The 18210-nt window shown below is 72.1% G+C and carries 16 protein-coding genes and 1 pseudogene; 9 read left to right on the top strand and 8 right to left on the bottom strand.

Going from position 1 to position 18210, the window contains the following annotated elements:
* Positions 1-110 precede the first annotated feature (110 nt).
* Both B118_RS0116775 and B118_RS0116770 read left to right on the top strand, forming a co-directional pair.
* Positions 111-866 carry an ABC transporter ATP-binding protein gene (locus B118_RS0116775; protein ID WP_018812016.1) on the top strand — a complete coding sequence of 252 codons (756 nt, stop codon included), beginning with the start codon at positions 111-113 and terminating at the stop codon, positions 864-866.
* Entirely contained in the window at positions 866-3532 is a 2667-nt protein-coding gene (locus B118_RS0116770; RefSeq protein ID WP_018812017.1) for an ABC transporter permease, read from the top strand. Before B118_RS0116775 ends, B118_RS0116770 begins: the two co-directional genes overlap by 1 nt.
* Positions 3533-3547: 15 nt before the next feature.
* Here the strand turns inward: B118_RS0116770 and B118_RS33900 are convergent, their stop codons facing one another.
* The 6 genes from B118_RS33900 to car form a co-directional block, all read right to left on the bottom strand.
* Positions 3548-3721 (bottom strand): hypothetical protein, encoded by a 174-nt coding sequence (locus tag B118_RS33900; RefSeq protein WP_080645044.1) that lies wholly within the window; start codon positions 3719-3721, stop codon positions 3548-3550.
* A 123-nt stretch (positions 3722-3844) separates the two neighbouring features.
* A complete protein-coding gene (locus B118_RS32430) occupies positions 3845-3997 on the bottom strand; it encodes a hypothetical protein (protein WP_018812018.1) in 153 nt (50 codons plus the stop codon).
* Between the two features lie 76 nt (positions 3998-4073).
* Positions 4074-5504 (bottom strand): GMC family oxidoreductase, encoded by a 1431-nt coding sequence (locus tag B118_RS0116760; RefSeq protein WP_018812019.1) that lies wholly within the window; start codon positions 5502-5504, stop codon positions 4074-4076.
* 3 nt (positions 5505-5507) lie between these two features.
* Positions 5508-6830, bottom strand: coding sequence for an MFS transporter (locus tag B118_RS0116755; RefSeq protein WP_238323955.1), 1323 nt, complete (start codon positions 6828-6830; stop codon positions 5508-5510).
* Between the two features lie 30 nt (positions 6831-6860).
* A complete protein-coding gene (locus tag B118_RS0116750; protein WP_018220964.1) occupies positions 6861-7118 on the bottom strand; it encodes a hypothetical protein in 258 nt (85 codons plus the stop codon).
* Positions 7106-10399 carry a carboxylic acid reductase gene (car, locus tag B118_RS0116745; RefSeq protein ID WP_238323953.1) on the bottom strand — a complete coding sequence of 1098 codons (3294 nt, stop codon included), beginning with the start codon at positions 10397-10399 and terminating at the stop codon, positions 7106-7108. The genes B118_RS0116750 and car overlap by 13 nt, the downstream gene beginning before the upstream one ends.
* A 114-nt stretch (positions 10400-10513) precedes the next feature.
* Between car and B118_RS0116740 the strand changes: the two genes are divergently transcribed.
* The 5 genes and pseudogenes from B118_RS0116740 (at position 10514) to B118_RS32950 (ending at position 14310) form a co-directional block, all read left to right on the top strand.
* A complete protein-coding gene (locus B118_RS0116740; RefSeq protein WP_018826500.1) occupies positions 10514-11731 on the top strand; it encodes a cytochrome P450 family protein in 1218 nt (405 codons plus the stop codon).
* Positions 11732-11745: 14 nt separating this feature from the next.
* Positions 11746-13386 (top strand): carbamoyltransferase N-terminal domain-containing protein, encoded by a 1641-nt coding sequence (locus tag B118_RS0116735; protein WP_028193061.1) that lies wholly within the window; start codon positions 11746-11748, stop codon positions 13384-13386.
* Between the two features lie 54 nt (positions 13387-13440).
* Positions 13441-13638, top strand: a pseudogene (locus B118_RS33690) (hypothetical protein); the annotation flags it as partial.
* 52 nt (positions 13639-13690) lie between these two features.
* The gene (locus tag B118_RS32955; protein ID WP_238323961.1) at positions 13691-14077 is read left to right on the top strand and encodes a hypothetical protein; all 387 of its coding nucleotides are present in this window, start codon (positions 13691-13693) and stop codon (positions 14075-14077) included.
* Positions 14074-14310 (top strand): hypothetical protein, encoded by a 237-nt coding sequence (locus tag B118_RS32950; RefSeq protein WP_018220969.1) that lies wholly within the window; start codon positions 14074-14076, stop codon positions 14308-14310. The genes B118_RS32955 and B118_RS32950 overlap by 4 nt, the downstream gene beginning before the upstream one ends.
* On the opposite strand, the gene B118_RS0116720 is transcribed toward B118_RS32950, so the two are convergent.
* On the bottom strand, positions 14303-15199 hold the full coding sequence (locus B118_RS0116720) for a UbiA family prenyltransferase (RefSeq protein ID WP_018812025.1): 897 nt from the start codon (positions 15197-15199) through the stop codon (positions 14303-14305). The two genes, B118_RS32950 and B118_RS0116720, sit on opposite strands and share 8 nt — an antisense overlap.
* A 10-nt stretch (positions 15200-15209) precedes the next feature.
* Entirely contained in the window at positions 15210-16187 is a 978-nt protein-coding gene (locus B118_RS0116715) for a polyprenyl synthetase family protein (protein WP_018220971.1), read from the bottom strand.
* A 166-nt stretch (positions 16188-16353) separates the two neighbouring features.
* Between B118_RS0116715 and B118_RS0116710 the strand changes: the two genes are divergently transcribed.
* Together B118_RS0116710 and B118_RS32945 are read left to right on the top strand one after the other, a co-directional pair.
* Positions 16354-17607, top strand: a complete 1254-nt coding sequence (locus B118_RS0116710) for a cytochrome P450 (RefSeq protein ID WP_018220972.1) — start codon at positions 16354-16356, stop codon at positions 17605-17607.
* Between the two features lie 221 nt (positions 17608-17828).
* The gene (locus B118_RS32945; RefSeq protein ID WP_027645787.1) at positions 17829-18209 is read left to right on the top strand and encodes a hypothetical protein; all 381 of its coding nucleotides are present in this window, start codon (positions 17829-17831) and stop codon (positions 18207-18209) included.
* Position 18210: the final 1 nt, after the last annotated feature.

Genomic DNA, 18210 nt, shown 5'->3' with positions numbered 1-18210 from the left:
CGGGGGACGGAGGCATCCATGTCGGACAGCGTAGGAACGGATGATCCGGCCGTTCTCGTGCCCGGCTCGTGCATCCAGGCAGGGCATCGAACGGGGAGGAGCGCGACGGAATGCGAGCGGACGAGACAACGGCGAGCGGTGCGGCCGTCACCACGCAGGACCTGAGGCGGGTGTACGGCAGCGGCGAAGGGGCGGTCCGCGCGTTGGACGGCGTGTCGGTGTCCTTCGCCCGGAACCGTTTCACGGCGGTCATGGGCCCGTCCGGCTCGGGCAAGTCGACGTTCCTGCACTGCCTGGCCGGCCTCGACCGGCCGACGTCCGGTGCGGTGGTGGTCGCCGGTCAGCAGCTCGCCCGGTTGAACCGGACCGCGCTGGCCAAGCTCCGCCGGGAGCGGATGGGCTTCGTGTTCCAGGCGTTCAACCTGCTGCCGGTGCTCACGGCGGAGGAGAACATCACCATGATCGCTCATCTCGCCGGCCGCCGGGTCGACCGCGCCTGGATGGCCCAGTTGGTGGCCCGGCTCGGCCTCGCCGACCGGCTGGACCACCGGCCGGCCCAACTCTCCGGCGGTCAGCAGCAGCGGGTGGCGATCGCCCGAGCGTTGCTCACCCGGCCGGACGTGGTATTCGCCGACGAGCCGACCGGCAACCTCGACTCCCGTTCCGGCGCGGAGGTGCTGCGGTTCCTGCGCGAGGCGGTCGAGACGGAGAACGCGAGCATCGTGATGGTGACACATGATCCGACCGCCGCGGCCTACGCCGACGAGGTGCTGTTCCTCGCCGACGGCCGAACCGTCGACACGCTCGCCGAGCCGACCGTCGACGAGGTCCTGGCGCGGCTGCGCCGGATCCCGGAACCGAGCTGATGGCCGGCGCACGGCTCCTCTGGCTGATCACCCGCCGCACGGTGGCCGAGCGGTGGCCCCGGCTCGTCGGCACCATCGCAGCCGGTGCGCTCGCCACCGGTCTGCTCGCGGGGTCGTCGCAGTTCATCCTCCAGTTCGCCACCGCGACGGACGACGTCGGCGGCAGCGAGTACGCCACCGTCTCGCTGGTCGCCCGGCCCGGTGATGCGCCCGTGCGGGGTCCGGAGAGCGGTTTCGGAGCTCGGGTGTCCGCGGCGACGGTCGAACAGGTCGCCGCGTTGCCGGGCGTCGCCGCGGCAGCCGGTGACGCGGCGGTGCCGGCCGACATCGCCGGTGCCGAGGGCCGGGTCGTCGCCCCGCCGGTCGGCGGTGGCAGCCACCTGCGGCCGTGGATCGCCGCCCCGCAGCTGTCGCCGTACGCGCTCGTGGCGGGCCGGGCGCCAGAGGCGGCCGACGAGGTCGTCATCGACCGGCAGACCGCGCGCGGCGGCGACCTTCGGCCTGGTGATGTCACCGTCCTGCTCCTGCCGGACGAGGCGATCCGGGTGACGGTCGTCGGCGTGGTGACGGTCGGCGACGGTGACGGGTCGCTGAGCGGCATCACCGTGCTCACCGAGCCCGCCCGGGTACGGCAGGCCGCCGGGCTCGGCGACGACTGGCAGGCACTCTGGGTTGCCGCCGCACCCGGGACCGGCCAGGCGGCGCTGGCGACACGCGTCGGGGACGTGGTCGCCGACGCCAACCCCGATGCGCAGGTGTGGGTGGGTACCGGCGCGGAGGTGCGGGCGTCCCAACGGCGCACGCTCGCTGAGCGGGCCGCCCAGATCACCATCAACCTCGGCATGCTGGCCCTGGTTGGTGCGTTCGTCGGGGTGTTCGTGCTGGCGGGCACGTTCGGCACGCTCGCCCGCCAGCGCTCGCGGGAGCTGGCGCTGTTGCTGACCGTCGGCATGACGCCGCGCCAGGTGCGGCTGCTGCTGCGCGCCGAGGCAGTCGTCGTCGGCCTCGCCGCGGGTCTGCTCGGCCTCCTCGTCGGTCTCGGCGTCGCGCGCCTGCTGGCCGCGTCGCTGGCCGGCACCGGCCTGGGCACCGGTGGCGTAGGTCCGCAACTCGGTCTTGCCTATCTGCTGCCGCCGCTTGCCGCAGGTCTGCTGATTTCTTGGTCGGCGTCCGCCCGCCCGGCGTGGCGGGCGTCGCTGGCACCTCCGGTCGAGTCGCTCGCAGCGTCGTCGGCCGATCCGTCGGGCCGGTCCCGGCGGCGCCTGGTCGCTGCCCTGCCGGTGCTCGCCATGGCCGGCATGTTCGTGGCCCTCAGCTTCCTGGCTCGGCGGGAGGATCCGACGCCGGAGGGCGTGACGTCGGCCGGCGCGGCCGCCATCCTGGCCGGCCTGCTGCTGCTCTCCGCGCTGGCCGTGCTCGGGCCGTACGTGGTGCCGCCGCTCGGCCGACTGGTCGGCGCGCTCGCCGTCATGCTGCGCCCGGACGTCGGCCAGCTGGCGCGTGCCTTCATCGTGCGCAGCCCGCGCCGGGTGGCCGCAGCCGCATCCCTGTTGATGCTGACCGTGGCCCTGGCGACGGTGACCTGGGCGTTGGTCACCTCGATCACCGAAGGCCGGGCGGACCGGGGCACGGTCGCCGTCCGGGCCGACCTGGTGGTGAGCACCGACGGAGGGAGTGGGCTGCCCGCCTCGGTTGCGGCCGACGTTGCCGCGGTGGCCGGGGTGCGGGAGTCCGCCGACTTGGTGCGGGCACGTACCACGGTCACCGATCCGATTCCGCCGCCGAGGGTCCGCGGCCGGCCGACCGTCGTGCCGCCGCTCGCCGTCACCGGCGCCCGAGGAACTGCGGTGGCCACGCTCGTCGACCTCGGAGCCGCCGACCCGCCTGTGTCCCGGCTCACCGACGGACAGATCGCCGTCGCCGCGGAACTCGCCGAGGCGTACGACTGGCCGGTGGGTACCCGGTTGACCGTGCAGGCCGTGGCGGGCGTACAGAGCCTGGAGGTTGTCGCGACGTACTCACCCGAAGCGCAGGTGATGCTCGGGGACGCGCTCGTCACCCCAGCCACGATCCGGGCGATCGATCCGATGGCGTTCGTCTCCGCGGTCCTGATCACCGGGACCGGCCCGGTCGCCGACAGGCTTCGGGAGGCGGTGGCAGACATCCCCACCGCGCGGATCGACCCGCCCCGCACCTACCTGACCGGGCCAGGCGGCGGGCTGGTCTTCGATCCCATGCTGCTCTACCTCTTCCTGGGCGTCGCCATCGTCACGGCGCTGTTCGGTGTCGCGACGACGCTGTCCCTGTCGGTCGCCCAGCGCAGCCACGAGTTCGGCGTCCTCGGCGCGGTCGGCGCCACGGAACGGCAGATCCAGGCGCTGATCCGGTGGGAGGCGGCGACGGTAGTCGTGTTGGGCACGGGGCTCGGCGTGACGACCGCGCTGGGCGTGGTGCGCCTGGCGCAGTTCGTCACCGGCAGCGATCTGATCGCGGCCCGGCTGCCCGGCTACGCGCTACCGGTGATCGTCCTCGGCGCCGTCGCCGTGACCGTCCTGGCGTCGGTGCTGCCCGGTCGCCGGGCGGCGCGGGACCACGACAGCGGCGAGTTCGTCGTACGACGGAAGCTCACCATCCCGGCCCGGGACCACCACAAAATTACCCCATAGTGGACACCACTATGATCAACAGACCCGCAGGCGAACCCGGCGATGGCCCCGCGGCCGTTGATGTCGGCGCTCGGCGTAGCCGCCACCGAGGGTGCCCAGGTCCCGGACCGTCCCGCTACGCCACAGGGCCGCGTGGACCACGGCGGCGGTGTTTGGCGAAGCGCCGACGATGTCGCCGCAGACGTTGATGCCGGTCGCGTACGAGGACCCGCCGGCCCACCCAGGGTGCCGAGGTCGGTCAGCGCGCCACCGCGCTGCCGCTGCCCGGGCCGGAACCGATTACCGCGGCCGCCGAGTTCCCGCCGAGATCAGTCAGGACGCCGTCCCGCCAGCCGGTGCGCCGAGCACGCCCAGGTCGACATACCGATACCGCGGCACGGCGGCTTCGGCCGGTGCCGGCGCCACCCCGCCGACGCCGGCCGTCACCATCGCCAGCACGACCGCGATCCCCCGCGTACGCATCATCCGAGCTCCTCCACATCAGACGTTCCCGTCAATGCAAGGATCTCCGGCGCGCGGCCGCGCGGCTCTTATCGATCGCCTACGGCTGCGTGCCGGTGATCAGGTCGGCGGCGCGTTCGGCGACGGCCAGCACGGTGGCGTTGGTGTTGGCCGACACCTGACCCGGCAGCACCGAGGCGTCCGCGATCCGCAGCCCGTCGAGGCCGTGCACGCGGAGGTCGAGGCCGACCACCGTGTCGTCGCCGGTGCCGAGGCGGCACGTGCCGATCGGGTGGAAGTAGGTCATCGCCGAGACCGGGACGTAGTCGTCGAGGGCCGCGTCGGTGCTCACGCCGGCGCCGGGCAGCGCCTCGTCGCCGCGCCACGGGTCCAGGCTCGGGCGCAGGGCCACGTCGCGGGCGATCCGCAGCCCGTGCCGGAGCCGGGCCACATCGCGGCGGTCGGTGAGCATGCCGGGGTTGATCAGCGGCGCCGCCGCCGGGTCGGCGCTCGCCAGTTCGACCGAGCCGTGACTGTACGGCGTGATGAGGCCCACCGCGATCGAGAACCCGGCCGGCGGTCCGGTGAGCTCCGGCGGGTGGTAGGGCAGATGAGCCACCATCAGTTGCAGGGCCGGCTCGCCCGGTTGGTCCGGGGACACCGTGGCCGACACCGACGCCACGCCGTAAACCGTCGTGGGCAGTTCCCGGCCGGCCGCGAAGGTGATCGTGCTGTGCACGTGGTCGCGCAGGTTGGCGCCGACGGCGGGCCGGTCGGCGACCACCTCGATCCGGTGCGCGCGCAGCTGATCGGCCGGCCCGATGCCGGAGCGCAGCAGCAGGTGTGGCGAGCCGATGGCCCCGGCGGCCAGCACCACCTCGCGGTTCGCGGCGATCCGGCGGGCGGGCACTTCCACCCCGGTGACGCGCCCTCGATCAACGGTGAGACGCAGCACCGGGGTGTCGGCCCGGATGGTCAGGTTGGACCGGTCGCGCGTCCTGGAGTCGAGGTACGCGTCAGCCGCGCTCTGCCGCTCTCCCCCAGCCATGGCGATCTGGTGGAAGGCGACCTGTTCCAGGCGGGGATCGGCACGCATCGCGGCGACGGCGGCGTGCTCGAAGGACGTGCCCACGGACCTCGGCAGGGCGAACTTCGCCTCGGCCCGCTCGACGTACGGCAGCAGGTCGGCCGCGCCCCACCCCTTGGCCCCGGCGGCTGCCCAGGCGTCGAAGTTGGCCGGGGCGGCCCGCAGGTGGGTGAGGCCGTTGATGGCGCTCGACCCGCCGATCGCCCGGCCGAGCGGGTAGTACAGCACCCGCCCGCCCAGGCCCGGCTGCGGGACGGTGCTGAACCGCCAGTCGACCTCGGTGCCGAGCAGAAACGGCCAGCGACCCGGGACGACCATGTCCTCGGGCCGTTCGTCCGGACCGGCCTCCAGCAGCAGCACGGTGGTTGCCGGGTCGGCGGACAGTCGGTGGGCCAGCACCGACCCCGCGGTCCCGCCACCGACGACGAGGAAGTCGAACCCCATGGTTCAGGCACCGGCCGGGTCGGCGGCGGGCTGCTTGACCACTTCGGGGACGGGCTCGCCGGCCGGGAAACGGTACGGCCCGGCGAACTGCAACGCCACGGCGGCGAGCACCGCGCCCACGGCGGCGACGGTGATGATCGGGTCGTAGCTGCCGAACAGGTCGTAGGTCGCCGAGAAGACGATCGCGCCGAGCAGCCCGCCGATGAAGTAGGCCGAATACAGGACGGCGAACACCCCGGTGAAGTGCCGGGACCCGAAGTAGCGCCGGGCCAGGTAGGGCATCAGGTCACCCTCGCCGCCGATGGACAGGCCGACCAGCACCGCCGAGATGGTCACCGTGGTCAGGCTCACCGGAAGCACGACCAGGATCGCGTACCCCGACGCGCCGAACGCGATGAAGGTCCCGCCGATGACGGCGGCGTGGATCCGGTCCATCACCAGACCGGCGGTGAGCCGGCCGGCGAGCAGGCCGAGCCCGGCCGCGGTGGCCGCGCCGGCCGCCTGCTGCAGGGTGAGCCCGTTGTCCTGGCTGAACGCGGCGGCGTTGACCGAGAAGCCCAGCCCGAGCGCGTAGGCCACGAACAGCACGCCCCACAGCAGCAGGAACTTGCCGCTGCGGATCGCCTCGCGCACGGTCCGCCCGGCGCCGGCCAGCGCCGCCTTCACCTTCGGCTCCGGGCCGCCGGTGCCCTTGGGGAAGCCGATCACCACGCTGAGCAGGCCACCGGTGGCGGTGATGACGGCGAGCACGACGTACGCGTTGCGCCAGCCGCCGCCGGCAATCAGCGCGCCGGTGAGGATCGGGATCAGCGACGCGCCGACACCGACACCGGTCATCGTGATGCCCAGGGCCAGGCCGAGGCGCTGGTCGAAGTAGCGCGGCATCAGCGACAGGTAGGCGACGGCCGACGAGCCGCCGGCCACCGCGCCCATCAGCAGCGCCAGGATCAGGAAGTACTCGGTGCGGGCGGGGGCCGCGGCCATCAGCAGCATGCCGAGCGACACCAGCAGGACCGAGCCCAGCACCGTCCAGCGGGCACCGAGCCGGGCGATCACCCGGCCGACCAGCAGGGTGGCGACGGCCGTGCCGAGCAGGGACAGCGCGCCGGCCGAGGCGAGTTGGGTGCGGTTCCAGCCGAAGTCGTCGGTGATCGGCACCAGGAACAGCGCCAGGGTGCTGAAGTAGACCGGGGTGAATCCGGTGCTCAGCCCGAGCACGGCTCCGAGGACGATACGGATCTGGTGGCTCCGTGGTGCCGCCGTCGTCGACATCGTGGCATTCTCCTCGGCCTTTTGATCAGTGTCAATAACATTGATGTACGTCATTGCAAAATGGTCAGGAATGGCGACCGTGCGTCAGGATTCCTGACGCACGGGCGGATCATTCGTGGCGACCGCGTAGGACGCGCACGTGACGGCGGCCCGGGCGGCGGCCAGGGCCTCCTGCCGGTGGGCCCGGGTGTCACCCGGTTCGGTCACCGCCCGCGCCGCCTCCAGGGCGCACTCGATCAGGCAGAGCAGCGTCTCGCCGGCCGGGTCGGAGCGGTCGCCGCCCTCGCCGAGGCGTCGGGCGGCCGCCTCCAGCAACGCCCGCGCCTCGGTCACCTCGTCCACGGCCCGCCCGTCCGATCGTGCAGATCCGTCGCGTACCGGCGGATGAGGTCGCTGGTCAGGTGCGGTATCTCCCCGGCCACCGCCCGGAAACGCTCCGACGGCAGGGCCGACCCGGGCACCGCCGGCTCCGGTTCGCGGAAGGCGTGCAGCAGCGGCAGGACCGAGTGCTGCCGGTGCGTCTCGGGCAGCGCGCGCAGGGCGGCCTCGACGCGGGCGAGCCAGTCGGCGTGCTCCGGGATCCGCTCGATGCGGCGGCCGTCCTCGATCAGCCACGTCACCACGGTGTCCAGGGAGATGCCGTCGTCGTGCGGGTTCACCACGTGCCGGGTCCGGAATCCGGGTGCGCCGGAACCCAGACCGACGATCGCGGCCGCGGTGAAGTCGACCGGCAGCCCGTCGTAGTGTGCGCGACCGGGCTGATAGAAGGACTCCGGTGCCATCCCGGTGGCGAGGACGCTGAACACCAGGCGGCTGAACAGGTCACCCGCGTTCAGTTGCCCGGCGTACCGACGGTGGGCCAGGAGCATGCTGGCCCGGAAGACCGTGACCGGCAGCGCGAACCGGTCGTGCGCCTCCCGCAGCAGCACCTCGCCGGCCCACTTGCTGGTCGCGTACCCGCTCGCGTAGCCGCCGTCGACCGGCTGCACCGGCAGGGCGACCCGCACGTCGGCGTCCTCGTCGAGCGGCGGCCCGGTCCCGGCCGCGAGCGGAGCGGCGGCGACGGCCACGCTGGAGACGTAGGTGACCGGCTTGATCCGGGTGGTCAGGGCCAGCCGGATCACCTCGGCGGTCCCGGCCACGTTGGCCTCGAACAGGTGTGGGTACGGCAGCACGTGGTTGACCAGCGCGCCGGCGTGCACAATCAGATCCACTTCGGACGCCAGCCGGGCCCAGGTCGTCTCGTCCAGGCCCAGCCGGGGTTCGGCCAGGTCGCCGGCCACCACCTCCAGGTGCTTGGCCGCCTCCGGTTCCGGATCGGCGCCCGCGAAGGCGTCAGCCAGTCGCTGCCCGGCGGCCTCGGCGTCCCGGCCGCGGACCACGGCGATCAGCCGGCCGCCGTCCGGGGCCAGCCGGCGCAGCCACTCCAGGGCGAGGAAACGGCCCAGGTAGCCGGCCGCCCCGGTGAGCAGAACGCAGCGGGGCGCCCCGACCGGGCCGGGGAGTCGGGCGGCGGTCTCGCGGATCCCGGCGTCCAGGAACCAATCGAGGGTCAGATCCCGGGCGTACGCCTGGGCAGCGCCCGCTCCGTGCACCGACCCGAACGTGGGCCGTCCGGTCGTACCGTCGCGTTTGGACTCGATGAACCCGGCCAGCTGCCGTAGATCGTGACCGGGCCGCAGCACGACGTCGACCGGCACCGGCACGGCGAAGATGTCGTACAGCAGGTTGGCCAGGGTCACCGCCGACAGCGAATCGCCGCCCAGGTCCCGGAAGCACGTGTCCGGGCGCATCTCGGCCGCCGTACCGCCGAGCAGCGCCCGCACCGCCCGCTGGACCGTCTCCAGCGCCGGCCGGTCACCGCCGGTCCGGCGCAGGTCTAGCAGCTCCTGCTCCGCGCGGGCGGCGATCCGGTCGTACAGCTGGTCGAGCTCCGCCCGGTAACGCTCGACCAGCCGGGGGCGCAGCAGCTTGCGATTGTCCGAGAGCAGGCCGTTGCGGTGACTGAACGGCTCGGTCTCGATCAGCTGCCCGCGCGGGATCTCGTAGGAGTTCAGGCCGGCGTCCCGGGCCACCCGCCGCAACGACTCGCCCAGCAACTGGTCCAGCCGGGCCGGGTCGTCCCCGTGCGCGGCCAGCGCCTCCGGGGTGGGCACCACGACGGCCAGCAGGTGGGAGCGTTCGCTGTCGCCGTAGACGAAGATCTGCCGCACCAGCGGGCCGGCCCCGAGCACCGATTCCACCCGGGAGGTGGCCACGAACTCGCCCTGGGACAGCTTCAGCACGCTGGTACGGCGGTCCACGAAGGCGATCCGGCGGGGGCCGAGCTCGGCGACGATGTCACCGGTCCGGTAGTAGCCGTCCGCGTCGAACAGTTCCGCGGTCAGCTCGGGATGCCGGTAGTAGCCGGGGACGCCGGTCGCCCGTAGCAGCAGCTCGCCGCGCGGGTGCGGGACGTCGGTGCCGAAGTAGCCGAGTTCCGGCACGTCGACCAGCCGGTAGTCGAGCACCGGCGGGTTCATCAGGATCCCGTTGACGGCGATGCCGGCCACCTCGGTGGAGCCGTACATGTCGTACAGCGGGACGCCGAGCAGCGTTTCCATGAAGTCGGTCAGCGCGGCCGACAGCGGCGCGGAGCCGCACGTGGCGAAGGTGACCCGCCCGCCGAGAGCCTCGGCCCGGGCCCGCTCGTCCGGCTCGCCCCGATAGCGCTGGTGCAGCATCTCGCAGACCCGCGGCACCAGCGACACCTCGGTCGGCCGGACCAGCGCGAGGTCCTCGAACAGGGTGGACAGGTCGGCGGCGGCGGTGAAGCAGCTGAGTCCACCGCGGGCCAGGGTGTTCATCAGCGTGAAGTGGCCGCCGATGTGGCTCAGCGGCATGTAGTGCACAGTGCTCAGACCCCCGTCCGGCGTCCGCCGCGCCCGGTCCTCCCACATCACCCGGGCCAGCCACTCGGGATACATCGCGCCCTTGGGCGTGCCGGAGCTGCCCGAGGTGTATACCAGCATGGCGAGCGGGTCCTCATCGTCACCGGGCACGTACGGCGGCGCCTCGGGGAGAGTCGCGCCCAGGTCGAGGAGATCGGACAGGGCGACCGCCCCGACGTCCCGGGCGGCGGCGAACCGATCCGCCTGGTCGTCGTCGCGCGGGTCGTAGTCGAACACCACCACCCGGCGGATCGAGGACGACCCACGGGCCAGCTCGGCCGCTACGTCCAGACGATCGATGGCGGTGGCGAGCAGGACCGGCTCGGTCTCAGACAGGATGGCGGCCAGGTTCGCCGGCGACGCGCTGGTCTGCAGCGGCACGCTGACCGCGCCGAGATAGCCGCACGTCAGCTTCAGAGTCGCGTAGTCCCGGCTGGTGAAGCCGAGCAACGCCACCCGATCCCCGGCGGCCAGAGGATGCTCCGGGTGGTGGTGCCACTCGGCCGCCACCGCGCCGACCCGGCCCCACAGTTCGCGATAGGTGATCGTCTCGAAGCGGGGCAGCAGCCGGGCCGAGACCCGCCCGGTGCGGTCGTCCCGCACGTACTCCCGGGCGCGCTCACCGACGGCGGGCCGATCGCCGAAGCGGGCGAAGACATCTGCCATTACCTGCGCGAGTCGCAATGTATTCATCTACCGACACACGGTAGCAGGAACCCGTTCCGGCAGTCACGGCCACAAATCGGTGACTAGGGATTTTGATAAACAGAATTGCCGGACCCGGAGGCAGTTGATAACAATTTATTGGTGCCGATCGAACTGGACGAGGCGTTCGTGCAGGACCCCTACGCGGTGTACGAGAAGCTGCGCGCCGAGGGCCCGGCGCACCGGGTCCGGATGCCGCCCGGGGTCCCGCTGATCGGCGGGCTGCCGGTCTGGCTGATCACCGGGTACGACGCCGTGCGGGCCGCGCTGGCCGATTCCCGGCTGAGCACCGACCTGCACCGGATCGACGGGCTGTTCGCGCAGAAGGACCCGGACCGCAGCCACCGCGGTGGCTTCTCGTCGGCCCTGGCCAGCCACATGATGCACACCGATCCGCCGGACCACACCCGGCTGCGCAAGCTGGTCAGCAAGGCCTTCACCCGGCGGGCCATCGAGGCGCTCCGACCGCGGATCCAGCAGACCACCGACGAACTGACCGCGGAACTGGCCGGACACGACACGGTGGACCTGCTGGACGCCTTCGCGTTCCCGCTGCCGATCCGGGTGATCTGCCTGCTGCTCGGCGTGCCGGTCGCGGAGCAGGAGAACTTCCGGTCCTGGTCCCGGGCGCTCGTCTCGGGCCACTCCCCCGAGGCGGCGGCCACCGCCGCGACCGAGGTGGCCGCCTACCTCGGCGACCTGGTCGAACGCAAACGCCACGCCACCACCGACGACGTGCTCACCGCGCTGGTCGCGGCGCACGACGTGGACGACCGGCTGACCCACACCGAACTCGTCTCGACCGCCTACCTGCTGTTCATCGCCGGGTTCGAGACCACCTTGAACGCCCTCGGCAACGGCACCCTGCACCTGATGCTCCACCGGGACCAGTGGACGGCGCTGCGGGCCGACCGGGCGCTGCTCGACAACGCGGTCGAGGAGTTCCTGCGGTTGGAGAGCCCGCTCAAGCACGCCACCTTCCGGTGTGCCACCGAATCGCTGCGGATCGGCGACGCCGAGATCGCGGCCGGCGACTTCGTCCTGCTGGCCATCGCCTCGGCCAACCGGGACCCGCGCCGGTTCCCCGATCCGCACACGCTGGACGTCCGCCGGCCGGCCGCCGGCCATCTCGCCTTCGGCCACGGCATCCACCACTGCCTCGGCGCGCCGCTGGCCCGGGTCGAGGTGCGGATGGCGTTCGACGCGCTGCTCGACGCGTTCCCGGACATGCGGCTCGCCACCGACCCGGCCGGCCTGCGCTGGCGCAACAGCACGATCATCCGCGGGCTCGACTCCCTCCCGGTCCATCTGAACAACTAGAGAGGTGCGGCGCGATGCGCATTTGCGGGATCAAGGCCTCACACGACGGCGGCGTCGCCGTCATCGAGGACGGCCGCCTGCTGTTCAGCTACGAGATCGAGAAGCTGGGCAACGGCGAACGGTACAGCTCGCTCGGTGACCTGGACCGGGTGACCGAGATCCTGGCGATGGAGGGCCTGTCGCCGGCGGGCATCGACCAGTTCGTGGTCGACGGGTGGTACACCACGGACGCCGCCGGCGACCCCGCCGTCGCGGTCGACGCGGGCGGGCGGCCGGTTCAGCTCCGGGTCGCGCCGTACGTGGAGCACCCCGGTCCCCTGCAACGGCATCCGTTCCACACACCCGGGCTCGGCAACTACGTCAGCTATTCGCACGTCGCCAACCACCTCATCGGCACGTACTGCGCGAGCCCGTTCGCCGCCCGGGGCGAGGACGCGTTCGTGCTGGTCTGGGACGGCATCATCCACCCGCGCCTCTATCGGGTGCGGGCCGCGACCCAGGAGGTGAGCCTGGTCGAGGTCCTGCTGCCGGTCTTCGGCGGGAGCTTCGCGGCCTTCTGCGCGCGGTTCGAGCCATACCTGCGGCCGACCGAGGACATGGCCTCCGAGCGGGCCATCCGGCACCACCTGTCGGTGGCCGGCAAGGCAATGGCGTACGCGGCCAAGGGCCGGGTCGAGACGGGCGCGTTCGCGGTCTTCGACGACCTGGTGACCGAATACCGCGACCATTCGGTCGATCGGGTCGGCGTGCTGGGCGACAAGGTGGCCGCCAACCGGGACGAGCTGCTGCCCGGCCTGACCAACGCCGACCTGATCGCCACCTATCAGGCCTACCTCGGCGACCGGCTGCTGGTGCGGCTCGTCTCGGCGATCCGCAGCCGGTTCCCGGACGGACGGCACAACCTGGTGATGGGCGGCGGCTGCGCGCTGAACATCAAGTGGAACACCGCGATCCGGGCCACCGGGATGTTCCGGGAGGTCTTCATCCCGCCCTTCCCGAACGACGCGGGGGCGGCGATCGGGACGGCGGCCTGCGAGATGTTCCGGGGCGGCCGCACCGCCCTGGAGTGGGACGTCTATCGCGGGCCCCGGATCACCACCGGCGAACTGCCCGCCGGGTGGACGGCCCGGCCCTGCGACGAACGGGAGCTGGCCGCGCTGCTGCACGCCGAGGACGAACCGGTGGTGGTGCTATCCGGCCGGGCCGAGCTGGGCCCGCGGGCGCTGGGCAACCGGAGCATCCTCGCGGCGGCCACCAGCACCCGGATGAAGGACCGGCTCAACGACATCAAGAACCGGGCCGGATACCGCCCGGTGGCGCCGATCTGCCTGGCGGACCGGGCGCCCGAGGTGTTCGAGCCGGGCACCCCCGACCCGTACATGCTCTTTGAGCACCGGATGCGGCCGGGCTGGGCCGAGCGGGTGCCGGCCATCGTGCACCTGGACGGCACGGCCCGTCTGCAGACCATCGAATCCACGCAGGACACCACGACGGTGCGTATTCTCCGGGCGTATGCCGAGATCAGTGGCATCCCGGTGCTGTGCAACACCAGCGCCAACCTGGAGGGGCGGGGATTCTTCCCGGACGTCGAGTCGGCCGCCCGGTGGGGTGGCACGCGCTACATCTGGTCGGAGGGGACCCTTTACACGCGCTGAGCCTCGCAACGAGAAGGTGGCGGGGCGCCCAGGGCCTTTGCGTAGTCGATCGAGGTGTGTCTGACCTGGCCTGACGTAGTGGCGCGGCCTGTGTGGAGGGTGGCGGGGAACGGGGGTGGCCCGTCGGTGATCACGGAGTTGCCCGCTGGTCGTAAGGCGTTTGGCCGGTTGACGGCCCTGGCGCGGGTGCCTGACCCGCGTGACCCACGAGGAGTTCGGTACTCCCTGGCGAGCGTGCTCGCGGTCGCGGTGTGTGCGGTGCTGGCCGGGGCGAGCACGTTCGCCGCGAGCGGCGACTGGGTCGATGATCTCGACGTCAGCTTCGGAGCGGCTCGGGTTCACCAGCCGGGCGCCGGTGCTGACCACCCTGTGGCGACTGCTGATCCGCGTCGACGCCGAGACGCTGACCGCGGTATTGGCCGACTGGCTATGCTCCCGACTACCGGTGGCGCCGCCGCCGGTGCGGCGGGTCCTGGCGCAGATCCAGGTCGCGGCGAAGTCGAACGAGATTCCGGCGTTCGCACCGCTGCTGGGGGCAGGTCAAGGCACGGCTGGGCAGCCGGACCGGGGTGGTGATCGTCTACCTGGTGGCCTCGTTGCCCGCCGCCCACGCCCAACCCCGCTGACCTGCAGCAGTGGGCCGGGCTGGAATGGCACATCGAGAACCGGCTGCACTGGGTCCGCGACGTGACCTTCGGCGAGGACGCCCACCGAGCCCGTACCGGCACCGGACCCGCCGTCGCGGCCGTCCTGCGCAACACCGCCATCGGAGTCCACCGCGGCAACGGCGAGACCAACATCGCCAGAGCCACCCGCCGCCCCCACGACCTCATCACCACCGTGAAACAGCGGCTACCCGACTACGCGATGACCCCGGCAGGGCACCCGATCGGCGCCTTGCCCCTTTCGTACGCGATCAGCTGAGCAACCCGGCGACCAGCGCCGCCAGCACGATCCAGCCGAAATAGGTGTTGGCCACAAAGGCGTCCCAGCACGACTTCGGCTTGTCCAGGTCGACCCGGGCGATCAGATAGGCCAGGTATCCGCCGGCCAGCGCGGCGACCGGATAGAAGGCCCAGCCAGTGGCCACCAGGGAACCGGCCCACAGCACGCCGCCGACGCTCAGGACGGCGAAGACCGCGAGCCACACCTTGGTGGCGTCGCCGAACAGCAGGGCGGACGACCGGACCCCGATCCGCCGGTCGAACTCCTTGTCCTGATGGGAATAGATGGCGTCGTGGATCAGGGTCCAAAACGCGCCCCCGGCGTAGAGGGCATAGACCGCGAGCGGATAGTCCGCGCTGCCGGTCACCGCCGTCCAGCCGACGAACACGTAGATGCTCATCACCAGGGCCAGGAACGCCGATGGCCAGACGAAGATGCGCTTCATGTACGGGTACGCGAAGATCAGCGGGTACGAGGTCGCCACCACCACGGCCGTCGCCACGTTGGCCACCGCCAGGACCAGCAGCGCCACCACTCCCTGGGCGACGGCGAACAGCAACGCGTTCCGGACCCCGATCGTGCCCGACGCGACCGGCCGTGACACGGTGCGCGCGACCCGGGAGTCCACCTCACGGTCGACCACGTCGTTGACCGCGCAGGCGGCGCCGCGCACCAGCACCGCGGCCACGGCGAGCACCACCAGGGCCCGGACGTCCGGGCGGTTCCCGGAGGCGAGCACCGCCGCCCACAGCCCAGGCAGCAGGTACAGCACGTACCCGGTCGGCCGGTCCAGGCGCATCAGCAGCAGGTAGTCGCGGATCGAGTCGGGGCTCCGAGTGACCACACCTGCGGAAAGTTTGTGCAGCATCAGGATCCCATCACCGGTGGACGACGCGATTGAAGAGTGCGGCCAGGCCGGCTGATGCCGCCGGGTCCAGTTCGGCCCTTGCGAGGTGGTCCAGGGCCTCGTCGAGGTGCCGTCGGGAGCGTTCCTCGGCGGCACGCCGGCCACCGGACTCCTCGATCAGGGCGGCCATCTCGGCCAGGTACGCCGCCGCGGTCCCGTCGCCCGCCCACAGCCCGCGCAGGCGCTCGCCGGCCGGGTTACCGGCGGTCAGCCCGGCCAGCACCGGGAAGGACGGGTTCCGCCGTTCCAGGTCGCCCCGCACCGGCTTGCCGGTCACCGCCGGGTCGCCCCAGATGTCCTCGACGTCATTGGCGATCTGGAAGGCCAGACCCAGATGGCGGCCGGCCCCGCGTAGGGCGTCCCGGACCGGCTCCGGCCGACCAGCCCGCAACGCCGGGGTCACCAACGCGCACTCCAGCAACGCGGAGGTCTTCTCGGTCACGATTTGGTTGTACTCGGCGACCCCCGTTCCGGCGCCGAGCCGGACGGTGAGCTCGCGGGACTGGCCGGCCAGGACCAGCCGGAGCGCCTCGGCGAACGCGGCGGCGATCTCGGCCCGCCCGGCGCCCGGGTCGTCGACGACCATCTGCAGACTGAGCGCCTGCAACGCGTCCCCGGCCAGGATGGCCGGGCCGGCGCCGAACACCTGCCACGCCGCCGGGCGGCCGCGGCGCAGCTCGTCGGCGTCGATGATGTCGTCGTGGATCAGGGTCGAGTTGTGCAGCAGCTCCAGGGCGACGGCCGGGGACCGGACGTCCTCGGGCCACAGGCCCAGCCCCTCGGCCGCCAGCGTCATGAGGCCGGCGCGGGTCAGCTTGCCACCGGTTTCGTGATCACCGGTGAACCCCAGGTGGTAGGCGCAGATCCCGGCCAGGGTCGGCTCCAGGGCGGACACACGCTGCCGGATGACGGACGACACCGCCCCCGGCGATGTTTCGAGTGTGCTCATCGACGATTCCCTTCCGGGGGTCGCGAAATGGAATTTCCCAGTCCTGAGGCTCACCTGCGTTTCCGGGCTTGTCAAACGATTCCGTCGCACTTTAGGAGAAACCTCAAAGCTTCTCTCCGGATGCACCCATGTGGACTATTCTTCAGCCGAACAGGGAGGTGGCAAAATGTCTATCTCGGCTGATTCCGAGCAGGTGCAGGGCAGACCATTCGACCCGTACGGCGCGCATCGCGACGACCCGTACACCTTCTTGGCCGGCCTCGGCGTCTTCTATGCCCCACTGCTGGATGCCTGGTGCGTCACCCGGCGCGAAGACATGGTGGCGGTGCTGCGCGACGATCGGAGTTTCTCGGCCCGCGACCACAATCCGCGTCCCGCGGTGGCCCTGCCGGACGACGTGAATCAGATGTTCCGCACCTGGCGCGGCGCCGGCGCGGTGGCCGTCGGATCCCTCGACCCGCCCGCCCACGCCAAGATCAGGGACGTCCTCAACATCGGTTTCACGCCGGCCCGGGTCCGCGCCTTCGAACCGACCATGCGGGCGGTCGCCGCCGATCTCGCCGACCGCATCGGCGACGCGCCGGAGTTCGACTTCATCGCCGACTTCGCGGTGCCGTTCGCCCTGGAAGTGATCGGCCGCCGCCTCGGCGTCCCGGACGATTATCTCGACCGGTGCCGCACCTGGTCAGAGCAACGCATCGAATTGATGATGGCGCAGGGCGACGCCGACCACGACCGGCTCCGGGAATTCGCCCGCGGGCTGATGGAATTCGGAGAATTCGCCCGGTCCCTGGTCCGGGACCGGGTGGCCGACCCGCGCGACGACCTGATCAGCGAACTGCTGCACGACGGCAAGGCGGGCCGCACACTCACCGCCGACGAGGTCGCGGTGCAGATACCCACCCTGATCTTCGCCGGCCACATGACCTGCGCCGAGGCACTGGGCACGATCTTCTATCAGCAGCTGCGGTCACCGGGCGGCTGGGCCCGAGTGGTCGACCGGACGATCCCGGTCGGGGACCTGGTCGAGGAGGGGCTGCGGTTCGACAGCCCGCTGGCCGGCATGTACCGGACCGCGACCCGGGACGTGACGGTCGGCGGCATCCGGCTGACCGCCGGGAGCCGACTCCTGCTGCTGTACGGTGCGGCTGGCCGGGACAGTCGCGCCCATGCCTGCCCGGCCGCGTTCCGCCCGGGCGACGGCTCGTCCGGGCATCTGGCGTTCGGCCACGGGATCCACTTCTGCCTGGGCGCCGGTTTCGCCCGCGCCGAACTCCGGGTCGCGGTGGAGGTCCTCGCCGCCCGGATGCCCGACCTGGGGCTGGCCCCGGGCCGGCCACCACGCTTCCGGCCGGTGTTCCCGTTACGGGCCCTGACCGAGTTGCGGGTCACGCGATCCGGCGGAGGCTCCGGACCGTAAGCCGGACTGGCACACCTGGTGGTGCTCGGCGCTGCCCTCAGGGCCGAGTCGGCGCCGCACCGGACGCAGTCTGTAGCGGGCGGGTCCTGGACCGTAACGGTGGCGACCACCGTGCCGTCGGCCTGCCGGACCTCCTTGGTCAGCACCCAGCCGCCGGCCAGATCGCCCTGGCCGTCGTCACCGCTCGCGATCGGCCGCTCGTCGGTGGCCGGCGCCAGGTAGTGCGGCCGGGCCAGCATCGCCACCGCGAACAGCGTGTACCCGACCGGGGCCACGCCCTGCATGTCGAAGAAGACCTCGGTGAACCGGCTCTGCCGGACGTCGATCTGGCCGAGCGGCTGGTACCACCACAACAGGCCAAGACCGTAGCCGACGGCGAACACCGCCACCGCGCCGCCGAGCAGGGCGGACTTGACCAGAGTCCGCTCACCTGGATCCGCCCTTGGAGTGCGCCGTCCGGCCGGGCCGCGCGGATCGTCGTGTCGACCAGGGCGATGACGTCCTCGTCGGTCATCCCGGCCGCGCGGGCCCGCTCCAGCCACCCGACGAACTCGGTGCGCAGCTCGGCCTGGCCGGCGAGGCACCGGCGCGGGTTCCGGTGAC

The sequence above is a fragment of the Salinispora pacifica CNR114 genome (assembly GCF_000514775.1).
Taxonomy (GTDB): domain Bacteria; phylum Actinomycetota; class Actinomycetes; order Mycobacteriales; family Micromonosporaceae; genus Micromonospora; species Micromonospora pacifica.
This window is presented reverse-complemented; position numbering and strand designations above follow the sequence as displayed.